The organism is Mycobacterium sp. SMC-16, assembly GCF_046250085.1.
In the GTDB taxonomy this organism is placed as follows: domain Bacteria; phylum Actinomycetota; class Actinomycetes; order Mycobacteriales; family Mycobacteriaceae; genus Mycobacterium; species Mycobacterium phocaicum.
In genome coordinates this window covers 4,509,898-4,530,759 of sequence record NZ_CP176427.1, presented here as the reverse complement: position 1 = coordinate 4,530,759, position 20,862 = coordinate 4,509,898, and the positions used below count along the sequence as shown (strand labels likewise).

Genomic DNA, 20,862 nt, shown 5'->3' with positions numbered 1-20,862 from the left:
ATGACCGCACCAGCAGCACAACCGGGCAACTGGGTGGACCCGCACCGGTCGTACAACTTCGAATTGATCATCGACAAGGTGGCCAGCGGCCACTTCACGGAAGTCAGCGGCCTCGGTGTGAAGATCGAACGCATCTCGTACCGCGAAGCGGGACTGAGCCAGGTCGTCCGGATGGTGCCGGGGCGCGCCGTGTACTCGCCCGTGGTGCTCCGGGCCGGACTCACGTCGTCGACAGAGCTGTGGGATTGGCTGATGCTGGCCGTATCCGGTCAGGTCGACCGGCGTCTCGTACAGATCGTCTTGCGCGACCCGGCGGGTACCGGGGAAGTCATGCGGTGGACGCTGGCCAACGCGTGGGCCTCCGAGTGGCACGGTGCGGTGCTCGACGCCATGAGCCACGAGTTGGCCATCGAGACGTTGGTCATCGCACACGAGGGCATTCAGAGGGTCACCAACAATGGCTCCGGCGCGTCGTCTGCGTAGCTTTCTGGCGCGGGTGTTCCGGTACCTTGCCGACGCCGTCCAGCCCGGAACGGGAGCACCCGTGCCGGTGCTTGAGCCGCCGCTCGAACCGCTACCTGCCGCCGCGGCGGGCAACGAACACTGGTTCGCCGTGGTGCGTGAGCGTGCCCCGGAGTTGTTGACCGGTGGCGGTATTCACGCCGGCGGCGTGTCGCCGCGCCGGCAGCCGACACCGAACCTCGCGGCCCCACTGCCGGCGGCTCCGTCGCCGCCGGCACCACAATTCACGGCCATCGTCAGGAGACTGCGTCGGCGACTCCGCCTGATCCGGCGCAGGCCCGTCAGACGGATGCCCACGGTGCGCATGGCTGCACCGGTCGCCGAGCACCGGCCAGCGGAGTACCCGGAGCCCAGCGCGCCCGTGGCCCGGACCCGACCGCCGCTGGCCGTCGGCTTCGACACCTCGCCTCCCAGAACGGTTGGTAACCAGCCTGTTTCAGATGGTGACGAGCGACGGCCGCTATCACCGCCGCGGTTGACGGCGCAATGGCCGGTCACACCAGGGTCTTTCGTGACCGCGCCGGCGTTCGAGCCCCAGGGCAACCCGACTCGGCAGCAGTGGCCGTCGTTCGAGCGCGCCGCGCGCACGTCCGGTGAGCAACCGGAGTTTCCCGCTCCCGAGGAGAGGTCTGCGGCATCGGTCTGGCTGGACGAGCGCCGTGATGACGACCGGTGGCCCGAGCTGCCCGATGACGAGATGCTCTGGGAGCCGGCATCATCGACGTTCAGCAGTCACGATGTCACGCGCCTGGACGATGAACAGCGAGGCTGGTGATGGAGCGCGTGGCATTCCTGGTCGACAAGACCGGGGAGCGCATCGACTGCATGCTGAACCCCGAGTCCGTCACGATGACGCGGCTGGCCGGGGTGCGGGCCCGCGGCACCGCATCGGGGCAGCTCACGGGGACCGGCCTGGCCGATGATCCGTTGCAGTTCACAGGCGGCGGCCGTACCGAGCTGACCCTCGACCTGCTCTTCGATGTCGACTTTGTCGACGAGCAGAACCGGCCGACTGACGTGCGCGCGCTGACCAACAAGCTGCGCATGCTGGCCGAGAACTCGGACGAGGAACTGGGTAACTGCCGCCCGCCGCTGGTCCGGCTGGTCTGGTGCAAGAGCTGGAACATCCCGTGCATCATCACCGCGCTCGCCGAACGATTCGACGCCTTCGGTGTCGACGGCAGGCCGCGCCGGTCGTGGCTCCGGATGAAGATGGTGCGGGTGGCGCAGTCCGCGGCCGAGGCGGCACTGTCCTACGAAGACGAACTCGCGCGCGCATCTGCCGATGCCGTTGGTGTGCAGCAGGAATCGGGATCCGTCGGCGTCCAGGACGCCGTGCAGGCGGTCGGTGAGGGCAATGCCGACCCGGAGTACACCGGGGTCCGATTCGACCTGTTGGCCACCGACGCGCTGGGCAATCCGTTCCTGTGGCGCCGCCTGGCCCAGCACAACGACATCGACAACCCGCTGCGCATCAACCCCGGCGAAGTGCTTTCCATCCCGACGGAACTCGCCGGTGCGCAAGGCGGTCCGAGTCAATGATGCTGACCAGCACCGCCGCGCTCGCGGTCACCGTGGACGGGTCGCCGGTACCCGCCGACCTCACCGCGCGCATCGTATCGGCCAGGGTCGCAACGCGTCTCGGTCTGCCGGCGCAGGCTGAACTGGCCTACGCGGTGGTGCGGGGCAGCGGGATGGAATTGAGCACCTTCCCGCTCGGTGCCGCGTTGGCAGCACGGTTGGAGGGCGACCAGACACCGTTGTTCGAAGGCCAGATCACCGCGAGCGCGTTGGTGCACGGTCCCGATGGCGCGACGCAGATCCGGGTCCGCGGCTATGACAAGCTGCACCTGCTGCGCAAACGTCAACAGCTGCGGTACTTTTCGGATGTCACGGCAGTCGAGCTGGCCGAGAAGTTGTGCGGTCCGGACGGCATCAGCGTGTCGGCTGACGAACCCGGTCCGGAGTTCCAGCGCATCGTGCAGTACAGCCAGACCGATTTCGAGCTGCTCCGCGAAGTCTGTTCCAGCGCCGGTCTCTACCCGGTGCTGACGGGAGATGACTTGCGGCTCTGCACCTTACGGGGAGGCGATGACTGTGTGCCGCTCGAACTCGGCCGGACCCTTTTCGAGGCCACCGTCGAGGCGAACCTGGATCGGTCGGCCCAGGGCTTCACCGCCTTCGGTTGGGATCGGCAGAGCGCGAAGTTGTTTCGCGAAGAGGTGGACAGCCCGCGGGGCGGAGCGGTGGTCCAGACCGAGCCCGGCCTGGGCGCTCTCGGTCTGGACGGCAAGCTGATGCTCCTGGACCAGCAGGGCGCCTCCGCTGCCGAGGTCGCAGCGCGGGCGCAGGCCGAACTCGATGTGCGGGCAGCGTCGACGGTGACGTTGCGGGGCACCGCGGCGGGTGACGCCGCCTTGCGGGCCGGGGTGTGCGTCGAGGTCAGCGGCGTGGCCGCGGACTTTACGGGCAGCTACGTGCTCACCGAGGCGATCCACACCGTCGACGCAACCGGTTTCCACACCGCGCTGAGCACCGAACCGAAAGCGCTGCCGGTCGCGCGGCCGTCGACGGCCATCACCCTTGGCACGGTGACCGACGTCGCCGATCCGGAAGGACTTGGGCGCGTGCAGGTTTGCCTGCCGGCGTACGGCGATCCGGACGTGGGCTGGCTGGCCGTGCTGTGCGCGGGCGCGGGGAAGAAGCGTGGCCTGGTGGTGCTGCCGGACGTCGGCGACACCGTGCTGGTCGCACTGTCCCACGGCCCGGTCGGGGGTGTGGTGCTCGGCGGGCTGTACGGCGGCGAGAAGCCGCCCGATGCCGGGGTGGACGGCGGCAAGGTCAAGCGGTGGTCGCTGCACACCGATGACGGGCAGCGGATCGTCGTCGACGACGGTGCCCACATGATCACCGTCGCGAACCGGGGTGGCAGCACGCTGAGCCTGGCGCCGGGCAAGGTCACGTTGCACGCCGAGACGGATCTGGACATCACCGCGCCCGGCAAGACCATCACCATCAAGGCCAAAGCCGTCGAATTCATGCGGGAGGAGTGATGGCGGAGTGGATCACGCTGGACTCGGTTATCAAATGCGATCACAAGGGCGTGATCCAGAATGTCAATCAACAGGATTGGGTCACCATCGACGTTCCCGTGCTCGTCGACAACGACCCTGAGGGCCGCGATATCGACTGGTGCCCGAACAGCGGACCCACCATCAAGAAATGCGGCAAGACGCTGAAGGTCGCGGTCGGCTACAGCACCTGGATTCGCATCGACGGCCACGCGGTGGTGCTCGCCACCCTCGACGGGTTGACCGACGGCACCCCGCCCGGCATGGTGCACTACACCGTCGAGGACCCCAAGCAGATGTTTGTGAGGGCCGACGTATGACGGCCGATTACAACGCTTTTCGTTTCACTGGGGCGGGCCTGGACGCCTACGGCCCGACCGGTTTGTCGACCACGCCGACCGGTCAGGTGGCCATGGTCGACGGTGCGGGCGCCATCCGGCAGGCCCTGATGTTGCTGCTGTCGACGGTGCCCGGGGATCGGCTGATGCGCCCCGACTACGGCTCGTATCTGCACCGGCTGCTGTTCGCCAACAACGATCAGACCACCGCCGGGCTGGCCATCCACTATGTCAGGCAGGCGGTACACCGCTGGGAGCCACGGGTTTCCATCATCGATGTCGATGCCGAGGTGGACCCCGAGAGCGCCTCCCGGCTCAACATCACGCTGACCTACCGCATTCGCGCGACACTGAGCGCCGAGACGCTCGTGTATCCGCTGGACCTGGGGGGAGGTTCGCCGTGACATTCCCCGTGCCCAATCTGGACGACCGCACCTTCGTCGACCTGGTGCTCGAGGCCCGCGAACGGGCGCGCAACGCCTGCCCGGCGTGGACGGACATGAGCGTCAACGACCCGGGCATGGCGCTGATCGAGGTCTTCGCGCACCTGACCGAGGTGATGATCTACCGGCTCAACCGGTTGCCAGAGAAGTCCTACCTGACCTTCCTCAACCTGATCGGGCTCTCCCGCCGGCCGCCCAGCGCCGCGTGGGTGGAACTGACCTTCGCGCGGGACAGTCGCGAAACCGATTCGGAGAAACCGACAATCACCATCCCGCCTGGCACCCGGGTGACTACCGGCGCCGGCGCACTGTCGCAGACGGTCTTCGTCGTCCCTGATGCCGTCGTGATCCCGGCCGGGCAGGATTCGTCGGTCGCCCGCGGCCACCACTGCACCATCATCAACGGTGAGTTGGTGGGCACCGGAACGGGCCGCGCCGGTCAGCGTTTCACCGCCGCGCACGCGCCCATCGTGGCGACAACGGAGCCGCTGTCGATGGTTTTGGGTGTTCAGGTCGTCGGTGACCGCGACGAGCGGCGTGCGGCTCGCGAATACGGGGGCCACGAGTTCGAGATCTGGGAATCCGTCGACAGTTTCGCCGACGTCGGGGCACAGGACCGGGCATACCTCGTGGACCGGTCGACGGGCGCCGTCATCTTCGCCCCCAGCGTCTCCGGGGCGGTCGTCCCGGCCGCCGGCGCGGAAATCAGATTGTGGTACCGGACTGGCGGGGGAGTCGGCGGCAACGTCGCCGCCGGCCAACTGACGGCCATCGAACCGCGTATCAACGGTGTCACCGTGACCAACGTGTCGCCGGCACAAGGCGGTTCGGACCTCGAGGAGGTCGGCGCGGCACTGGAGCGCGGGCCGTACGAGTTCTTCTCCCTGAAACGTGCGGTGACAGCGCGGGACTACGAAGTGCTGGCCACCATCAGTTCCACCGGGGTCGCCCGTGCCCGTGCCTTCACCCGCGTCGACGTCCGGCCGTTTGCGCAGCGTGGCTCGATCGAAGTGGTTCTGGTACCACAGGTTTCGGTGCAGGACCGGCCCGGCGGCAGATTGAGCCTGGCCACCATGCTGGCGCATGAAGTGGAAGAAGCCCGCGTGCGCACCGCCACCGACCTGAGCAACCGCGGCATGATCGGCACGACATGCGACACCAGTTGGGCGAAATACAAAGAGGTTTCGGTCGAAGGGCGCATCGTGGTGCGTCCCGAAGAGGACGCGGCCGCGGTGCGAGACCGGGTGCACGAACGGCTCAACCGGGTGATCAGTCCCTTGGCGTCTGCCGAGAACACCACCGGGTGGCAGTTCGGTGAGTCTCTGCGGGCATCGACGGTGTATCAACTGCTGGAAGGTTCCGAGCCGGGTGTCCGCTACGTCGACGAGTTGCGGTTCGTCATCGGCGAGGCCCCCGACGGTCAGATTCGCGGCACGGTGGCGGACCCCTACCAGGACAACACGTGGTACTGCGGGTCGGGCGAAGTCCTGTTCCGGTCGGTCAACGACGGCAAGGGCTGGGAGAGCATCTGGCGGTTCCCGGGAGAGGAAGTGATGACGATCGTGCCGGCGCCCCGTGCGGTGCGCGCGGGCATGGTCGAGCGCACCGGAACCCTGGCGCTGGCCACCCGACGGGCCGACACCGGCGGCTCCCGGGTGTACCTGTCGGACGATCTCGGTGAGACCTGGCGGATGATCGAAGAGCTCGGCCCTACGGTCAATGACATCGCCTGGATCGAGCGGGACACCGTCGCCGCGCTGCTGCTGGCCACCGACGGCGGACTCTACGAACTCAAGCTGCTTGCCGAGCCGCCCGCGCCCGACCTGGTGATCTTCGAACCCGCAGAACAGGATCGGGCGCTCTACGCGGTCGAGACCGCCATCTCCGAGCAGGGCAAGTGGGCGGTGATGGTGGCCGCGCAGGCCAAGCAGGGCATCTATCTCTCGGTCGAGGGCGGACGGGCCGGCTCGTTCGGTCAGGTCGGTCCCGTTCCGGGTATCGACAGTCGCTGTTTGACCATGCAGATCAGTGGACCCGCGACCGTGGTGTGGGTCGGCATCGGCGAGTCGGAACAAGGCGGTGTCGGGACCGGGTGCCTGCGCGCGCGGCTCTTCGAAGCCGATCTGCGGTGGGAAACGCTGAGCGCCGGATGGGCCGGTGGCACCTGCTGGGACATTGCGCTGGACGGCAGCCGGGCGCTGGCGGCGACGCAGAGCGCCGGTGTGCTGATGCTCGACGGAGCGGCCCAGAACCCGTCCTGGCTGGCGCCGGACGCGAGCAGTGGGCTGCCACTGCGGCCCGAGCAGCGCGCCCGCTTCGAAGCGGTGCAGAGTGCCGATGCCAAGGCGGGCACCGTCATCGTGGGAGGCCCAAAAGGTGTGTACCGCAACGGTGTCGCGGGCCGCTGGACGCCTGCGGCCAATCGGATCAGCACCGATGAGGTGACCATCCCCGATACCTGGCTGCTCTGCTCGGGAGAACACAACATCACCGTGGTGGGAAGCTATGCGCAGCCCAGCGATTAAGCGATTGTTGCCGTCGGCGTACCAGGACGCGGCGTTCGAGGGGACCGTCCTGGCCGCCCTGCTCGACGCCATGGAGGCGCTACAGGCGCCCGATGAGGAACTGATCGGGGATTTCGGCGCGCAGTTCTCCCCGTACACCGCCCGGGAAGACTTCCTCTCCTTTCTCGCCCGGTGGGTGACGCTGGATTACCTTGTCGGTGTGCGCCGTCCGGGCGCGACGGACACCCTGCTCATCCCGCCGGCCCAGATGCGCAATCTCATCGCCGAAGCGGCAACGCTCGCCCAGCTGCGCGGCACCAGTGACGGCCTCCGCCAGTTCCTGGAAATTGCCACGGGGGTAGCCGGTTTCGAGATAATCGAGACGCCCGATCAGCCGTTCCATTTCACTGTACGAATACCGGCGGACGCCACTGCGTATGCCGGTGTGGTGCAGCACATCGTCAACCATGAGAAACCCGCGGCGATGACCGCGGACCTACAGCTCACGGAGGCAACACGATGACCGCATGGCAGATCAGTCCGGCCACCGAGCGCGTCGAACTCGCCGACGGGCAGGCCGAGGTGGTGTTCACCGTCACCAACCCCGGCCCGGTCGACACCCGTGCCACCGTCGACATCGTCGGCAGCGAGCAGGCCCAGGCATCGTGGTTCACCGTCGCCGAGCCCCAGCAGCTGATACCGCACGGCGGCTCCAAACAGTTCACCGCGACGGTGAAGCCCGGCGAGAAGGCACCCGCCGGATCGCACTGGCTGGCCGGCCGGGTCTACTCGGCAGATGTCGCGCCAGAGGAGGATTCGGTCACCTCCAACCGGGTCGCCTTCGAGATCAAGCCGCCGCCGGAGAAGCCGAAATCCAAGGACTGGTTGTGGGCACTGATCGCCGGCGGGGTGCTGCTGTTGGTCATCATCGGCGTGGTGACAGCGTTGATGATGCGACGCAGTGGGGTGGAGGTACCCGACGTCGTCGGCAAACCCCAGGCACAGGCCGAGCAGATGCTCAAGGACAACGGGCTGGTTCCGAAAGCGGCACAGCAGCCCAGCGACGCCGTGGCGAACGGCAATGTGATCAGCCAGGATCCGGCGGCCGGCGCCAGCGCGAAGAAGGATTCGACGGTCACCATCAACGTCTCATCTGGCGCCGACATGGTGCCGATACCGGCGGGTCTCGTTGGTATGAAAGTCGACGACGCGGTGGACCGGCTTCAGAAAGCGGGTCTGGTTCCGGGCTTCGACCAGGGCGCGAGCTCTCAGCCGGCGAATCACGTCTACAAAACCGCGCCGAATCAAGGGCCAGTCCCCAAGGGGAGCAAGGTCATTCTCTACGTGTCGACGGGATCTGGTGGCACGACCGATGTCTGTAAGGGCATCAATCCCCCCAAGTGGTGCTGGTTGAGAGTCACCGACGTCATCGTGCCCACCTTCATGCCCCCCTTCACGGTTCCTGTTGGACCCGGTCACTGAGCGGTGCCGCCATGGGCAAGAAGGGCTTCATCGCCGTATTGATCGCTGTCGTCGTGCTTTTCGTCGCCTTCGTGGCGGTTGGTACGCAGCAACGAGATGGCGACGCGAGTGCCGCGCCCGGCGGGCTCCTCGGACGCCTGATGAAGAGTGCGTCGGGGCAGAGCGAGGTCCCGCTCCGCGACCTCAGCGCGGACTGCCTGAAGCCCGGTGGGGTACTCGTCGTCCAAGCCGGCTGCAAGCTGAAGGTTCCGGCCGGCGGTGACGGGCTCAGGACCGTCCGGCTGGCCGCAACCCAAGGCTCCGTTGAAGTCTCGGCACCGCTGCCGGATCCGAAGGGCGGGCCCCCTCGCACGGTCAGCAAGGAACTCACCGCCGGCAAGGACGTCAACGTGGCCGTCGGGAAGGACGGCGCGGTGATTTCGCTGAGCTGCCTCAGCTGCAAACTTCGTATCGGCGGGTGACACCGTGGACAAGCTACGCACGCCGCTGTTCGTCCTCGCGCTGATCGCCTGCGCGCTGATCGTGTTGATCGAACTGGGGTCACCGTTGATCACCGGTGGGCACGGCGCCGGTGCGGAATTCCTGGTGCAGGCCGGGAAACTGGATCTCGACGAGATGCCCAGTAGCTCAGGTGTTGTCGAGCCACCCGGCCGGGGCATCCCGTACCTGGCGCTGGTCGACGGGATTCTGCTGTACACGCTCGGTCTGATGGGCGTCTCGCTGATCGTGCCCGAGCGCATTCACGGCCGAGTGCAGGGCATTGTGACGATCATCGGGTCAATTCTGTTGATCCTCGGGGCGATCGTCATGGCGATCATCGCGTTCGTCGAATTGTTGGTGATGATCGCGCTTTTCATGAGTCCGCCGTTCGGCACGCTGGCCTATCTCGCGGTATGGGGGTTCTTTCCCACGGGTGACGCCTCGATGCTGAACGGCCTGCTGATGTTCCTCAAGATTGTCGTCTGCGTGCTGTTGTTGTTGGCGCACCAGCGATTTCTGCAGAACAAGGGCCTGGTGCTCATGCTGCTCACGTCCTTGGTGTGCGGCGTGATCCTCAGCTTCCTGCACGGTTTGGTGCCGGTCATCCTGGTGAGCATCACCGACGACCTCGCCGCCATCGTCTTCGCGGTCATCGCGATCATCTGGGGCAGCATCCTGTTGATCGGCTCGATTCCCTCGGTGGTCAAGGCCATCAGATCTGTCGCGTGAGGAGGCGCACATGAGTGAAAAGCCGCAAGCACCAATGAGTCTGATGCGGCGCTGGAGTTGGTTGATCATCTGCGGTGGCTGCATTCTTGTGGTGGCCGGCATTGCCCTGCTCGGTTCGATCGCCTCCGACTCGCCCTGGTCGAATGTCACATCAGATGCCGTCAACGGCTATCGCCACGAGCAGTGCGAGGCAGTCGACAAGACGGCCTTCTTTCTGCAGATCGCCAACTTCTGGTCCAACTTCGCCTATTTGGCTGCCGGGTTGATGATTCTGTTCTTCAACAAGTCGATGCCAGGCCGGTTCATCGGCTGCTATTTGTGCTTCCTGGCCATCTGCAGCGCCTGGTTCCACGGCACGCTGACGGGCCTCGGCAAGTCGCTGGACATCGTCGGCGTCTACGCCGTGCTGCTGGCCATCATCGCGTACGCGTTGATCGAGCTCATGAATTGGTCGGACGACGAGTGGCAGTCGTGGCTAGTGATGATCGCCGCAGGCGTCATCGGCTTGGTGACAGGGTTCCTCCGGACAGATGTCATCGTCTTCGATTCCGATGTATTCACTCCCGCATTGGTCGTGATCATCATCGGCGGGATGGTGTGGGCTGCGTTGGCGCGCAAGACCCGGAAAGGCATCGAGCCGGTGGCGGAGGGGAATATGTGGTGGGCGCTGGGTGTCACCGTTGCCACGGGATTGCTGGCGCTGGTCTTCAAGTACACCGACGGAACCAAAAACCTACTGGCGCAGCATGATGGTCACTACTACGAATGCCTCTACAGTCACACGTCGGTCCTTCAGGGCCACGCGCTGTGGCATATCTTCACCGCGGTGATGTTCGTCGGCATGTTCGAGTACTTCCGGTCGTTCCGGATGCGTTCGGATTCGCCATTCCCATGGCGGCACCCGTAGTCGGTCACTCCTTGGGGAAGCGGTCGCGGATGGCGGTGGCGACGGCGGTCGCCCGTTCGGACGCCTTCGGTCCGCACGCCACCACGTCCGAGACGACGTTGGATATCGCCGCGGAAGCTCGTGCGCATTGTCCACCGGGTTCGTTGGACGTCTTGACCACCAAGGTCCAGACGTGGTGGTCCTCCGAGAGGTCGCCGACGGTAATACGTTGGGTGCCAACGGTAATAGTTGATTTCTTGCAGGCATCCCATTGCGATCGGATCGGCTCGAAGTATGCGGACGCCTGGCGCGGAGTCGCGAATTCGATGACGCTTTCGTCCATTCGGGTCTGCGACGCCGGGTCGACCATCTCACGGCCGGACCGTCGCAGGAATCCGCTGTCGCGGCCGGGCTCGTAGGCCGTCGGGTTCACCGCTTCGGCGCACGACGGGGCACGGGGCGCCGAATCACGTTGCGGACGTTGCACATACTCGTTCGTCACAGGGAATGCGGGAACCTGGGCCACGCGTTTGACATCCTCGAAGGACAAGAGCTGAGTGACGATGTCGTCGCCTTTGACTGTCTTCACGAATTCCGGGCACGGCCAGTAATCGCGGACATTCGGCCCGTCGCCGATATCAGGTCCCGTATCCTTGATATTGCGCAGCATGATCCGGTGTGACGCATCGGCGGTCACGATCACCGTGAACCCGAACTCCCGCTTCCAGCCTGCCGGCATGAGCACCCAGCGATCGCCTCGAACCGCAACCGGCCGAAAACACTCGTAGCGGTACGTTGGCTGTTGTTGGGCATCCCGGCCGGGGAGTGTCCGTACCTTGATCAATTCGCTGGGCAGCTCCAGCTGGTCCGGGGTGTCAAGGATGACGGTGCTGTTCGTCGACCACAGTCGCGCGACGGCGTTGATCCCTTCAACTGTCCCCGCTTTCGCCGCGAACGCATTGGTGCTTGCGAATATGGCGAGGATCAATACGACCGCGTTGATACCGAAGATTGCCTGGCCCACTCGGGTTGGCGGGAGGGCAGATTGCGTTGGGTCGTCGCACGCGCGTCGTAGCCACTCACCGAGAAGCAACAGCGCGGCGCCAATGGCGAGTGCGGCAGGTGTCTGCCACTGCCTATCGTTGTCGTAGGAGGCAGGTGACCACACGCCGTGGACCCCGCGCAGAAGCGCACCGATGCCGAGGATGAGCACAGTCAGCGCCACCCGTCGTAGCGCGACCTGATGTCGACCCCGCCGGACCAAACTGCGGAACCCAAGGCAAAAGGCCAAAACGGCTGCACATACAACCAGCGACCACAACGCCACGAAGTACAACACGTTGGCGCTCTGTGCGACGTAGTCGTTTGTCGTGAAGCCGACGAGGTCGGGCGACAAGCCGAGATACGTCATCTGTGCGTTCGTGGAGACGCGGCCGAAGTAGTAGAAAAGTGCCGTGATTGCCGAAAGCGGTGCTGCGACAATACCAACCACGCCCAGCCACGATTGCAGATGTGGCGACATGGTTCGTTCGTCGGTTGTCGTCATCTATTCGCGGGCTGTTGAATGATCGTGGTGATCGGCAGGCTGCCGGTGGGGACGGTAGTCGCTATGCTGGGCCCGGTCGGCGTTATGGACGTCGGCGGCGCCAGTGAGCTGGTGAATGTCGTTGACGTGGGAATGGGCCCACTGGTGCTCGATGGCTGGGTGTAGCCCGCCACCGTGGTCGTCGTCGTGGTCGTCAGCGCATGTGTCGTTTGATGCGTCGGCGTCGGCAGCTTGGTGGTTTCGATCGACGACGTGGGTGGCGCGTCATTGACGGCCGTCTGAGTGCACGCCGCAAGCAGTGACATCGACGCGACCACGGCGCACCCGCGGGATACCCGGTGCGCGTTGTCGCGTCGTTTACGCATGGGTCAAGGATGGCACTGCCGGAGTGCGGATTACGCGGAATCACATATTCCAGCTGTCGGGCCTGCTGCCGTCGACGTCGGTGAATCCGTATGTGCGGGCCAGATCTGCCGAGGTTACCGAGCGCTGGTTCCACCGGGTCTTGTCCAAGTCGGCGGCGAGAGCCGCCACGGCTCGGCCGAGGTAGCGCGGCGATTCCGACGATGCGAAGGCCGCTGGCGCGGTTGGCAATCCGCCAGGCCGGTTCTGCGCCAGTGCGTCGCGCCAGGTGTTGGCCGTGACGCCCCAGTTGTCGAGCATCATTTCCGAGCGGAGCCAGCCCGGGGTGATGGCCACCGCCGTGCTGCCGTGGTCGGCGAGTTCGTGCCCCTGCGAGAACGCCAGCCGGTTGACGGCGACTTTCACCAGGTCGTAGAAAACCGAGATGCGGTACTGGTCGGCGTTGTATTCCGTTGTGCCGTCGGTGACTTCGACCAGCAGGCCGCCCGGCTTCTCGATGAGCAGCGGCAGCAGGTGGTGCGACGTGATCAGGTGCGTCTCGATGCCGAGGCGCATGATGCGCAGTCCGCGGTCCAGGTCGTGGTCCCAGATGGGTGTGTTCCATTCGGGCGGTGCGCCTTTGAGCTTCTCCGCGCCCCAGATGTCGTTCACCAGGACGTCGATGCTGCCGTACTCACCGCGCAGCCGGTCGGCCAGGCGCTGGACCTGATCCGGGTCGAGGTGGTCGACGGGTATGGCGACGCCGACACCGCCGAGGCGCGTGACCAGCTCGGCGGTTTCCTCGATGGTCTCCGGCCGGTCGTAGTCAGATGCGATGCCGCTGTCGCGGCTGCTGCGGCCGGTGCAGATGACCGTCGCTCCCGCCTCGCCGAGCCCGGCGGCGATGCCGCGGCCGCCGCCGCGCGTGGCGCCGGCAACCACCGCGACCGTGCCGCGCAACGCGTCCTGGTCAGGGCACCAGTCCATGTGTCGAGCATGGCACAGCGCGTCAGGGTGCGCCCGAAAATAATGATTGTGCACAATTGAATTGTTGGCTACAGTTCAGCACGTGGACGCACTCACCTTGGACCGCCAGCTCTGCTTCGCCTTGTACTCGGCGTCGCGGGCGATGACGGCGGCCTACCGGCCGATCCTGTCCGAGCTGAACCTCACCTACCCGCAGTACCTGGTGCTGCTGGTCCTGTGGGAAGAGGATCGGGCCACGGTCGGGCGGCTGGGTGAGCGGCTGCAGTTGGATTCGGGGACCCTCTCACCGCTACTGAAACGGCTGGAGGCCAACGGATTCATCCGTCGTGAACGGTCGCAGCAGGACGAGCGTCAGGTCGAGGTGAGCCTCACCCCGGCCGGGCGCAAGCTCGAAGCCAACGCCCAGTGCATTCCTCAACAGCTGGGTGCTCGAAGTGGCATCACCGAGCAGGAAGCCGCGGACCTGCGCGATGCGATCCGCCGATTGACCGATGCGCTCACCGCATCGCAGTGATTTACCGACGCATCCCGCGTCACCGTGCACCAACCACCACAAGGAGATCGACATGAAGACGCTCTACACCGCTGAAGCCCTGGTGGGCTTGACCCCTGATGGTGGACACCTAACTGGTGGGACTGCTGGTCCTGCGGGAAGGATGTCCGTATGGCGGGCAAGCGTAAGAAGTACACCCCGGAGTTTCGGGAGCAGGCTGCCCGCCTGGTGATCGAGACGGGACGTCCGATCGCGCATGTGGCCGCGGAGATGAATCTGGGTGAGCAGTTGTTGGGTCGGTGGGTGCGCCAGGCCCGCGAGTCGGCCGGGGATACTGGCGGGGTGCTTGATGTTGATGAGCGCGCCGAGTTGGAGCGGCTGCGCAAGGAGAACGCTGAATTGCGTTTGGACCGTGAGTTTTTAAAAAAAGCGGCAGCCTTCTTCGCCTCCGAACAGAACCGGTAGATGCTTACCGGATCATCGAGGCGGAGAAGGCGAACTTCAGCATTGTGCGGATGTGCCGACTGCTGGTGGTATCGCGGTCGGGGTTCTACAAGTGGCGTGTGGCCGACGCTGCCGGTCCTACGCCGGCCCAGCAGCGCCGTAAGCGCCTCGACACCGCAGTTGCGGGGTTTCATGCCGACTCCGACGGGGTGAACGGCGCACCGCGCATCCTGGCCGATCTACGGGAGGATGGCTGGGTGGTCTCGTGCAAGACGGTGGCGGCATCACTGCGCCGCCAAGGTTTGTTCGGGATCAGTCCGCGCACTTTCGGTCCGCCGACCACCGTGGCGGACCCGGATGCCGAAGCGATCCCGGACCTGGTCAAACGTCGTTTCGATACCGGTGTGCTCAACGCGGTGTGGACCAGCGACATCACCTATCTGCGGACTGGGGAAGGCTGGTTGTATCTGGCGGCGGTACGGGACGGGCATTCGCGGCGGGTGATCGGTTGGGCGATCGCCGATACCCTGCATACCGATGTTGTCGAGTCGGCGTTGACGATGGCGATCGCGTTGCGTGGCCCGTTGCCGGAGAAGGTGATTTTCCATGCCGATCGGGGCTGTCAGTACACCTCGGCGCAGCTGGCTCGGTTCGCCCGGGAGAACAACCTGCTGCGGTCGGTGGGCCGTACCGGGGTGTGCTGGGATAACGCTGCGACTGAATCATTATGGGCGACACTGAAAGTCGAGTTTTACGACCGGCGGTTGTGGCCGACGAAAGCTGCCGCTAGGCTCGCCGTCGGTGACTGGATCGAGCGGGTCTACAACCGCCGCCGGCGTCACAGCGCACTGGGCATGATCAGCCCCGTCGAGTTTGAAAACCGGATCAATCAGACGGCACAAGCCGCCTGACCCTGTGTCCACCAAACAGGGTCAAGCCCACTGGCCACCGGCGAAGGTCGCGACGGCCACGGCCGCACCTCGGACGGCAAGCTCGACCTGGACCTGGCCATCCCGAAGGAGATGGGTGGCAGCGGCAACGGCACCAACCCCGAGCAGCTGTTCGCCATCGGCTACGCCGCCTGCTACCACTCGGCGCTGCGGCTCGTCGCCCGCGAGGCCAAGGCCGACGTCACCGATTCGTCTGTGGGAGCACGGGTTTCGCTCGGTCAGCTGGACAACGGTGGGTTCGGCCTGGCGGTCGAGCTCGAGATCACCCTGCCCAACCTGGACCACGACGCCGCGCAGGAACTGGCCGACAAGGCCCACCAGGTCTGCCCGTACTCCAACGCCACCCGCGGCAACATCGACGTCAAGATCACCGTCACCGACGACTGATCGCCACGGCAACGACTGGTCCTGACTGTCTCGCGAGCAGACGCAAAACTGTTGTTATCCGCACGAATTCGACAGTTTTGCGTTCCCCCGCAAGCGGGAGGTGCCCCCAGCTCGCGGGGAGTCGTGAGCGGCCGGCCGGCGTCACAGCTTGGACGCGAAGGCCCCGACGCGCTCGATGAACCGATCGAAGAACGCCACCGGGTCGACCTCGACGCCGATGTGGGCATTGGGGTGGCGGCCCCAGTGTCCGCGCCAGTCGGCCACCGTCATGCCGCGCGTCAATGTGCCCAGCAGTTCCACGTCGACCGTCGCCTGCTGGTACCGGACGATGTCCGGGTCCAGGGCGACGGCCGCCGCAAGCGGATCGTGCAGGTGCGCCAGGTAGCCCTCGCCCTGGTCGAAATGGAATTCGAAGTAGAACCGCATGGCGTCTTCCAGGACACGGATCAGCGGGCTGGACGACGTCGACCGCGTGCCGCGATGGTCCAGCACGCTCATCGGCGACGACGGTCCACCTGCCGCGGTGGCCAGCCGGCTCAGCAGCGACGGCGTCATCGCAATGTTCTCGGTCAGGTTGATCCCCAGGATGATTGGCAGGTGGCCGGCGTCCTCCAGACCCCACGCCGCGCCCCAGACCGCGAACACCTCGGCCGCGGCCTCGGGGTCGACGCTGATGTTCCACTCGGAGACCGGTGTGGTGTTGCCCCGGTAGTCGAAGGCGCCGCCCATGATCACCAACCGGCGTAGCAGCCGGGGTAGTGACGGTTCCAGGCGTAGCGCCAGCGCGAAGTTGGTCAGCGGACCGGTAACCAGACCGATCAGCTCGCCCGGGTATTCGCGGGCCGCCTGGATCCACGCCTCGGCGGCGTCGTACTCGGTGAGCACGCCGCCGGTCTCTGACTCGGCGCGCGGCTCGGGCAGTTCGGCGTACCCGAGCCCGCGCGGGCCATGGGTGTCCTCGGCGGTGCGCAGCGGTGCGACGAGCGGAACACTCGAGCCCCGGGACACCGGGATCGGGCCGACCCCGCACAGCTGCAGCAACCCCAGGTTGTTGACGCACACCTGGTCCACCGGGACGTTGCCCGCGGTCGACGCGATGCCCACCAACTCGGCGTCGGCACTGGCCAACAGGTAGACCAGCGCCATCGCGTCGTCGACGCCGGTATCGACGTCAGCAAAAACAGGCTGCACCCTGGCCCGGCCGGCGGGAAGTAGGCCCCCTGTCATGTCGCCAACCCTAAGGGGCCGCGGAGGAACGGGCATTCCGATCGCCGGCTCTGGGCCTGTTATCTAGATCGCGCCGTCGGGGAATGCGATGACCGACACAAAACGGATCGGCAACCGGATCAGCCGGGTGGGCCCGTGGACGCCCTCGCCGTCGAACTGCAGGGAGTCGCCGGGCTCGAGCCGATACTCGGAATGACCATGGCCATAGTCCATGACGCCGTCGAGCATGTAGATGAACTCGGTCCCGGGATGCTGGAAAAGCGGGTAGACCTCGCTGTCCTCGTTGAGCGTGACCATCAGACATTCCAGGCGCTTGTGCTCGCCGCGCAACCCGCCCAGTAGTTCGTACTCGTGGCCGGCCTGTGAACCGCTGCGGACGATCGGGGTGCCCTTGCCGGCTTTGACGAACGACGCCGGCCGTTCGGTGTCGGCGCCGCGGAACAGGTACGTCACCGGAACGTCGAAACCCTTGGAGAGCAGCGCGAGAGTGCTCAGCGAGCAGGACGTCTGGGCGTTCTCGACCTTGGAGAGCATGGCCTTGGAGATGCCGATGCGGGCCGCCATCTCGCCGACGGACAGACCCGAATTCTGGCGCAGCTGACGAACATTGCGCGCGATGGCCACCTCGAGCTCGAGTTCTTCGACCTTGTCCTCGGGCCGTCGGTTACGGGTGGTGCCCGCATTGCGAAGTAGCGTTTCGTCGTTCTCCACCCGTCAACCGTAACGCATCAACGTCCACTGTCAGTAGACGACGCGCGTCGGGATCGGTCCGCGCCGACTGTGACTCGATGAGGTGCTGCATGCTGTCGGCCAGCGCGACGGCGCCGGCTTCGGCGTCGGCGTCCTCCACGGCTTCGGACGGGGCGTGGGAGACGCCGGTTGGGTTGCGCACGAACAACATTGCGGTGCTGACATGGTCCTTCAACACGCCGGCGTCGTGGCCGGCGCCGGTTCCCAGCACCGGGGCGTCTTCGAGTGCACCGCTCAGGCGGTCCCGGAGCTCAGAATCGAAATCGACTGTGGCGCTGAATGACTCCTCCGTCATGGTGACACCGCATCCTTCGCCGACGGCCGCCGCGTTGGCCGCCTCCGCGATCTCGTGCACCAGGTACTTGGTCACCGCGTCTTCGGGATGACGTACGTCGAGCCAGAGGTCCACGCGAGAGGCGATGACGTTGGTGCCGCCGGGCACCGGGACGATCCTGCCGACCGTGGCACGAGCGCCGCTGATGGCCCGCGCCTGTGCCTGGACGGCAGTGATCAACCGGGCGGCGGCCACCATGGGGTCGGAGCGGTCCGTCATGAGCGTGGTGCCGGCGTGGTTGCCCTCGCCGGTGAACGACAGCCGCCACCGGCCGTGGCCGAGGATGGACGACGCGACTGCCACCGGCCTGCCCAGATCGATCAGCCCGCGGCCCTGCTCGACGTGGAGTTCGACGAACGTCCTGATCCGCCCGAGCGTTTCCGGGTCGGGTCCCAGATGCGCCGGATCGATTCCGGCGCAACGACTTGCCTCGGCGAAGGTGGTGCCGCTGCTGTCGGTGAGTGACCGGGCCCGGTATGGGTCGATCGCCCCGGTGAGCAGCCGTGAGCCCAGGCACGCGACCCCGAACCGGGAGCCCTCCTCTTCGGGGAACACCGCGATGGCCCGGCGCCCGCCGACGCCACGGGCGGCCAGCAGATCGAAGGCGACCAAGGCCGACGCCACCCCGAGCGGTCCGTCGTAGGCACCGCCTCCCGGGACGGAGTCCAGATGGCTGCCGGTCACGACGGCGTCCTCACCGATTCCGCCCGACCAGGCCCAGATGATGCCGTTGCGGTCGGTCTCGATGTCCAGGCCACGCTGTTGCGCGTGCGCGACGAACCACGACCGCAGATCGAGCTCGGCAGTCGAATAGACCGGCCGGGTGTAGCCGCCGCGCTGGTTGTCGACGCCGGTGCCGGCGATCTCGGCAAGCAGCGACGTCACGGTGTCAGTCATGAAAATCCTTCTGGCAAAGCAAATTCGGAATGGAGTGTGGTCAGCGCATCTCGCCCGCACCGACGTACGGGTGCAGACTGTTGAGTGGCTGGCCTTCGGCGAACCGTTCCAGCCGGAAGTCCGTGGCCGGGATGTCGGGGTCGGTGCTGTCGCCCTCGAAGACCAGGTCCGCCACCAGCTCGCCGACGGCGGGACTGATCTTGAATCCATGTCCGGCGAAGCCGGCCGCCAGGATCAATCCGTCGACTCCGCCGATCGGGGCGATCACCGGATTCCAGTCCGGCGGAACGTCATACACGCCGGCGTAGGTGTGGGTCACCGCCGGCTCAGGGAAGCCGGGGAACCGGTGCATCACCTTCTCGCCGTAGGCCAGGACCGATGCCTCGGCCGCGACATTCGAGTAATTGTCCGGGTCGACGAACTTCTTCTGGAAGTCCGCGTGGTCGCTGTTGCCGACCAGGAACTGGCCGGAGCCTTCGACACGGCAGTACTGCAGGCTGATCAGGTCGGAGATCACCGGGAGATCGGGCAGCGGTTCGCCGGCGTCCACGATCAGCAGCTCCGACCGGTACGCCTCGATCGGGAAGTCGATACCCATGGCGGCCAACAACTTTGCCGACCACCAGCCGTTGGCCACGATCACCAGATCAGCGTCGATGAGATCACCGTTGTCCAGCATGACGCCGGTGACCTTGTCGCCTGCGGTCACGACGCGGGCGACGGGCGTGTTCTGCCGAATTCGGGCGCCCGCCGCGCGGGCAGCCTGCCCGAAGTGCAGTGCCAGTTGCGTCGCGTCGGCGAATCCGCCCCGTGGTTCGTAGGAGGCCAGCGCCACATCGGAGGTCTCGAGCATCGGCCACAGCTTCTGCAAGGTATCGGTGTCGATGAGTTCGACGTCGACGCCGAGCGCTTGGTGCATGGCCGTGTTGGCGCTCAGGGCGTCGACGTTCTCATCGCCGACGAGCACGGTGTTCGGTTTCTCCATGACGTTCGGTACTTCCTACGGTGGATTCGTCGGGAGCTTCACCGAGTTCGCGGGGATGAAGAACCTCCTGGACCCGATGACCACCATCAACGCGCTGCCGGTCAGTTTGTTCGCGCTGTTTCAGGCGCTCTTCGCGGCCCTGACCGTTGCGATCGTCTCGGGCGCCGCGGCGGACCGGATGAAGTTCGCCGCCTGGATGACCTTCGCAACGGCGTGGGCGGTCCTGGTCTATTTCCCCGTCGTCCATTGGGTTTTCGCGGTCGACGGGGTCGTCACGAGTGACGCCAAGGGCGGCTGGATCGCCAACAAGTTGCATGCCATCGACTTCGCCGGTGGCACGGCCGTCCACATCAACGCGGGCGCGGCCGCGCTCGCGGTCGCGCTGGTGCTCGGCAGGTCGGCGACGTGGTCTTCACGTAAGCCTCACAACGTGCCGCTCACCTTGCTCGGCGCGGGGCTGCTGTGGGCCGGCTGGTACGCGTTCAACGGCGGCTCGGCGCTGTCCGCAGGTAAGCCGGCTGCCATCGTCATGGTGACGTCATTTGTCGCGACGTGCGCCGCCACGCTGGGCTGGCTCCTGGTGGAGAAATTCAAGGACGGTCATGCGACCGGTATCGGCGCCGCCTCCGGCGCGATCACCGGTCTGGTCGCCATCACTCCCGCGTGTGGTGCGGTCACGCCGGTCGGCGCCATCTTCGTCGGCTTCATCCCGGCGGTGCTCTGCCCGTTCGCCATCGGCCTCAAGCACAAGTTCGGCTACGACGACTCGACCGACGTGGTCGGCGTCCACCTCGTCGGCGGCATCGTCGGGACCTTGCTGATCGGCTTCTTCGCCAGTTCGGGAATGCCCAACGGCGTCAACGGACTCCTCTATGGCGGCGGCGCAGACCTGCTGCTCAAGCAGGCCGTCGCCGCGGGCGCGGTCCTGGTCTACTCGTTCACGGTGGCCCTCGTGATCGCCCTCGTGATCAAGAAGATGATGGGGCTGCGTATCTCGGCAGAGGAGGAGGAAGAGGGTATCGACTCGACGCTGCACCGCGATCCGGCATACGAATTGATCTGACC

Annotated in this window: 22 protein-coding genes and 1 pseudogene; 17 read left to right on the top strand and 6 right to left on the bottom strand. The window is 66.0% G+C overall.

Translation table 11 applies throughout. The features are described from left to right. The 12 genes from ACJEIK_RS22000 to ACJEIK_RS21945 are packed head-to-tail and all read left to right on the top strand — an operon-like array spanning position 1 to position 10,476. A complete protein-coding gene (locus ACJEIK_RS22000; protein WP_073697607.1) occupies positions 1-483 on the top strand; it encodes a phage tail protein in 483 nt (160 codons plus the stop codon). Next, entirely contained in the window at positions 458-1,297 is an 840-nt protein-coding gene (locus ACJEIK_RS21995) for a hypothetical protein (RefSeq protein WP_409430289.1), read from the top strand. Before ACJEIK_RS22000 ends, ACJEIK_RS21995 begins: the two co-directional genes overlap by 26 nt. Continuing rightward, positions 1,297-2,064 carry a hypothetical protein gene (locus ACJEIK_RS21990; RefSeq protein WP_133427605.1) on the top strand — a complete coding sequence of 256 codons (768 nt, stop codon included), beginning with the start codon at positions 1,297-1,299 and terminating at the stop codon, positions 2,062-2,064. Before ACJEIK_RS21995 ends, ACJEIK_RS21990 begins: the two co-directional genes overlap by 1 nt. Then, positions 2,061-3,575, top strand: coding sequence for a phage baseplate assembly protein V (locus ACJEIK_RS21985; RefSeq protein ID WP_133427604.1), 1,515 nt, complete (start codon positions 2,061-2,063; stop codon positions 3,573-3,575). The genes ACJEIK_RS21990 and ACJEIK_RS21985 overlap by 4 nt, the downstream gene beginning before the upstream one ends. Beyond that, on the top strand, positions 3,575-3,913 hold the full coding sequence (locus tag ACJEIK_RS21980) for a hypothetical protein (protein WP_133427602.1): 339 nt from the start codon (positions 3,575-3,577) through the stop codon (positions 3,911-3,913). The genes ACJEIK_RS21985 and ACJEIK_RS21980 overlap by 1 nt, the downstream gene beginning before the upstream one ends. After that, a complete protein-coding gene (locus tag ACJEIK_RS21975; RefSeq protein WP_133427601.1) occupies positions 3,910-4,335 on the top strand; it encodes a GPW/gp25 family protein in 426 nt (141 codons plus the stop codon). Before ACJEIK_RS21980 ends, ACJEIK_RS21975 begins: the two co-directional genes overlap by 4 nt. Continuing rightward, positions 4,332-6,899, top strand: a complete 2,568-nt coding sequence (locus ACJEIK_RS21970) for a baseplate J/gp47 family protein (protein ID WP_409430288.1) — start codon at positions 4,332-4,334, stop codon at positions 6,897-6,899. The genes ACJEIK_RS21975 and ACJEIK_RS21970 overlap by 4 nt, the downstream gene beginning before the upstream one ends. Further along, positions 6,880-7,401: a phage tail protein gene (locus ACJEIK_RS21965; RefSeq protein WP_133427599.1), complete on the top strand. Its 522-nt coding sequence runs from the start codon at positions 6,880-6,882 to the stop codon at positions 7,399-7,401. The genes ACJEIK_RS21970 and ACJEIK_RS21965 overlap by 20 nt, the downstream gene beginning before the upstream one ends. After that, a complete protein-coding gene (locus ACJEIK_RS21960; protein WP_133427597.1) occupies positions 7,398-8,360 on the top strand; it encodes a PASTA domain-containing protein in 963 nt (320 codons plus the stop codon). Before ACJEIK_RS21965 ends, ACJEIK_RS21960 begins: the two co-directional genes overlap by 4 nt. A gap of 11 nt (positions 8,361-8,371) precedes the next feature. Next, entirely contained in the window at positions 8,372-8,821 is a 450-nt protein-coding gene (locus ACJEIK_RS21955) for a hypothetical protein (protein ID WP_133427596.1), read from the top strand. 4 nt (positions 8,822-8,825) lie between these two features. Next, entirely contained in the window at positions 8,826-9,569 is a 744-nt protein-coding gene (locus ACJEIK_RS21950) for a hypothetical protein (RefSeq protein ID WP_133427595.1), read from the top strand. A gap of 10 nt (positions 9,570-9,579) precedes the next feature. After that, entirely contained in the window at positions 9,580-10,476 is an 897-nt protein-coding gene (locus tag ACJEIK_RS21945; protein WP_133427594.1) for a ceramidase domain-containing protein, read from the top strand. A gap of 4 nt (positions 10,477-10,480) precedes the next feature. Here the strand turns inward: ACJEIK_RS21945 and ACJEIK_RS21940 are convergent, their stop codons facing one another. Continuing rightward, entirely contained in the window at positions 10,481-12,001 is a 1,521-nt protein-coding gene (locus tag ACJEIK_RS21940; RefSeq protein ID WP_133427593.1) for a sensor domain-containing protein, read from the bottom strand. 18 nt (positions 12,002-12,019) lie between these two features. Here ACJEIK_RS21940 and ACJEIK_RS21935 point away from each other — a divergent pair, with 18 nt between their 5' ends. Then, the gene (locus ACJEIK_RS21935) at positions 12,020-12,166 is read left to right on the top strand and encodes a hypothetical protein (protein WP_409430287.1); all 147 of its coding nucleotides are present in this window, start codon (positions 12,020-12,022) and stop codon (positions 12,164-12,166) included. Positions 12,167-12,406: 240 nt separating this feature from the next. Here ACJEIK_RS21935 and ACJEIK_RS21930 read toward each other — a convergent pair whose 3' ends face one another. Next, positions 12,407-13,330: an SDR family oxidoreductase gene (locus ACJEIK_RS21930; protein ID WP_133427591.1), complete on the bottom strand. Its 924-nt coding sequence runs from the start codon at positions 13,328-13,330 to the stop codon at positions 12,407-12,409. Between the two features lie 82 nt (positions 13,331-13,412). Between ACJEIK_RS21930 and ACJEIK_RS21925 the strand changes: the two genes are divergently transcribed. From ACJEIK_RS21925 to ACJEIK_RS21915, 3 genes are all read left to right on the top strand, one after another. Beyond that, positions 13,413-13,844 carry a MarR family winged helix-turn-helix transcriptional regulator gene (locus tag ACJEIK_RS21925; protein ID WP_409430286.1) on the top strand — a complete coding sequence of 144 codons (432 nt, stop codon included), beginning with the start codon at positions 13,413-13,415 and terminating at the stop codon, positions 13,842-13,844. A gap of 150 nt (positions 13,845-13,994) precedes the next feature. Then, a protein-coding gene (locus ACJEIK_RS21920; protein WP_212806691.1) for an IS3 family transposase occupies positions 13,995-15,178 on the top strand; the annotation gives its coding sequence in 2 pieces (ribosomal slippage) (positions 13,995-14,247 and positions 14,247-15,178; 1,185 coding nt in all). A gap of 30 nt (positions 15,179-15,208) precedes the next feature. Further along, positions 15,209-15,604: an organic hydroperoxide resistance protein gene (locus ACJEIK_RS21915; protein ID WP_409431741.1), complete on the top strand. Its 396-nt coding sequence runs from the start codon at positions 15,209-15,211 to the stop codon at positions 15,602-15,604. Positions 15,605-15,745: 141 nt separating this feature from the next. On the opposite strand, the gene ACJEIK_RS21910 is transcribed toward ACJEIK_RS21915, so the two are convergent. From ACJEIK_RS21910 to ACJEIK_RS21895, 4 genes are all read right to left on the bottom strand, one after another. Further along, entirely contained in the window at positions 15,746-16,831 is a 1,086-nt protein-coding gene (locus ACJEIK_RS21910) for a nucleoside hydrolase (protein ID WP_409430285.1), read from the bottom strand. A 63-nt stretch (positions 16,832-16,894) separates the two neighbouring features. Then, complete coding sequence (locus ACJEIK_RS21905) at positions 16,895-17,542, bottom strand: XRE family transcriptional regulator (RefSeq protein WP_133427588.1); 648 nt, start codon at positions 17,540-17,542, stop codon at positions 16,895-16,897. Next, a complete protein-coding gene (locus ACJEIK_RS21900; protein ID WP_133427587.1) occupies positions 17,496-18,812 on the bottom strand; it encodes an allantoate amidohydrolase in 1,317 nt (438 codons plus the stop codon). The genes ACJEIK_RS21905 and ACJEIK_RS21900 overlap by 47 nt, the downstream gene beginning before the upstream one ends. A 40-nt stretch (positions 18,813-18,852) precedes the next feature. Further along, positions 18,853-19,797, bottom strand: coding sequence for an FAD-binding oxidoreductase (locus ACJEIK_RS21895; RefSeq protein ID WP_237162996.1), 945 nt, complete (start codon positions 19,795-19,797; stop codon positions 18,853-18,855). Between ACJEIK_RS21895 and ACJEIK_RS21890 the strand changes: the two are divergent. Further along, positions 19,781-20,860: pseudogene (locus ACJEIK_RS21890) on the top strand (ammonium transporter); the annotation flags it as partial. The gene ACJEIK_RS21895 and the pseudogene ACJEIK_RS21890 sit on opposite strands and share 17 nt — an antisense overlap. Between the last annotated feature and the right edge of the window lie 2 nt (positions 20,861-20,862).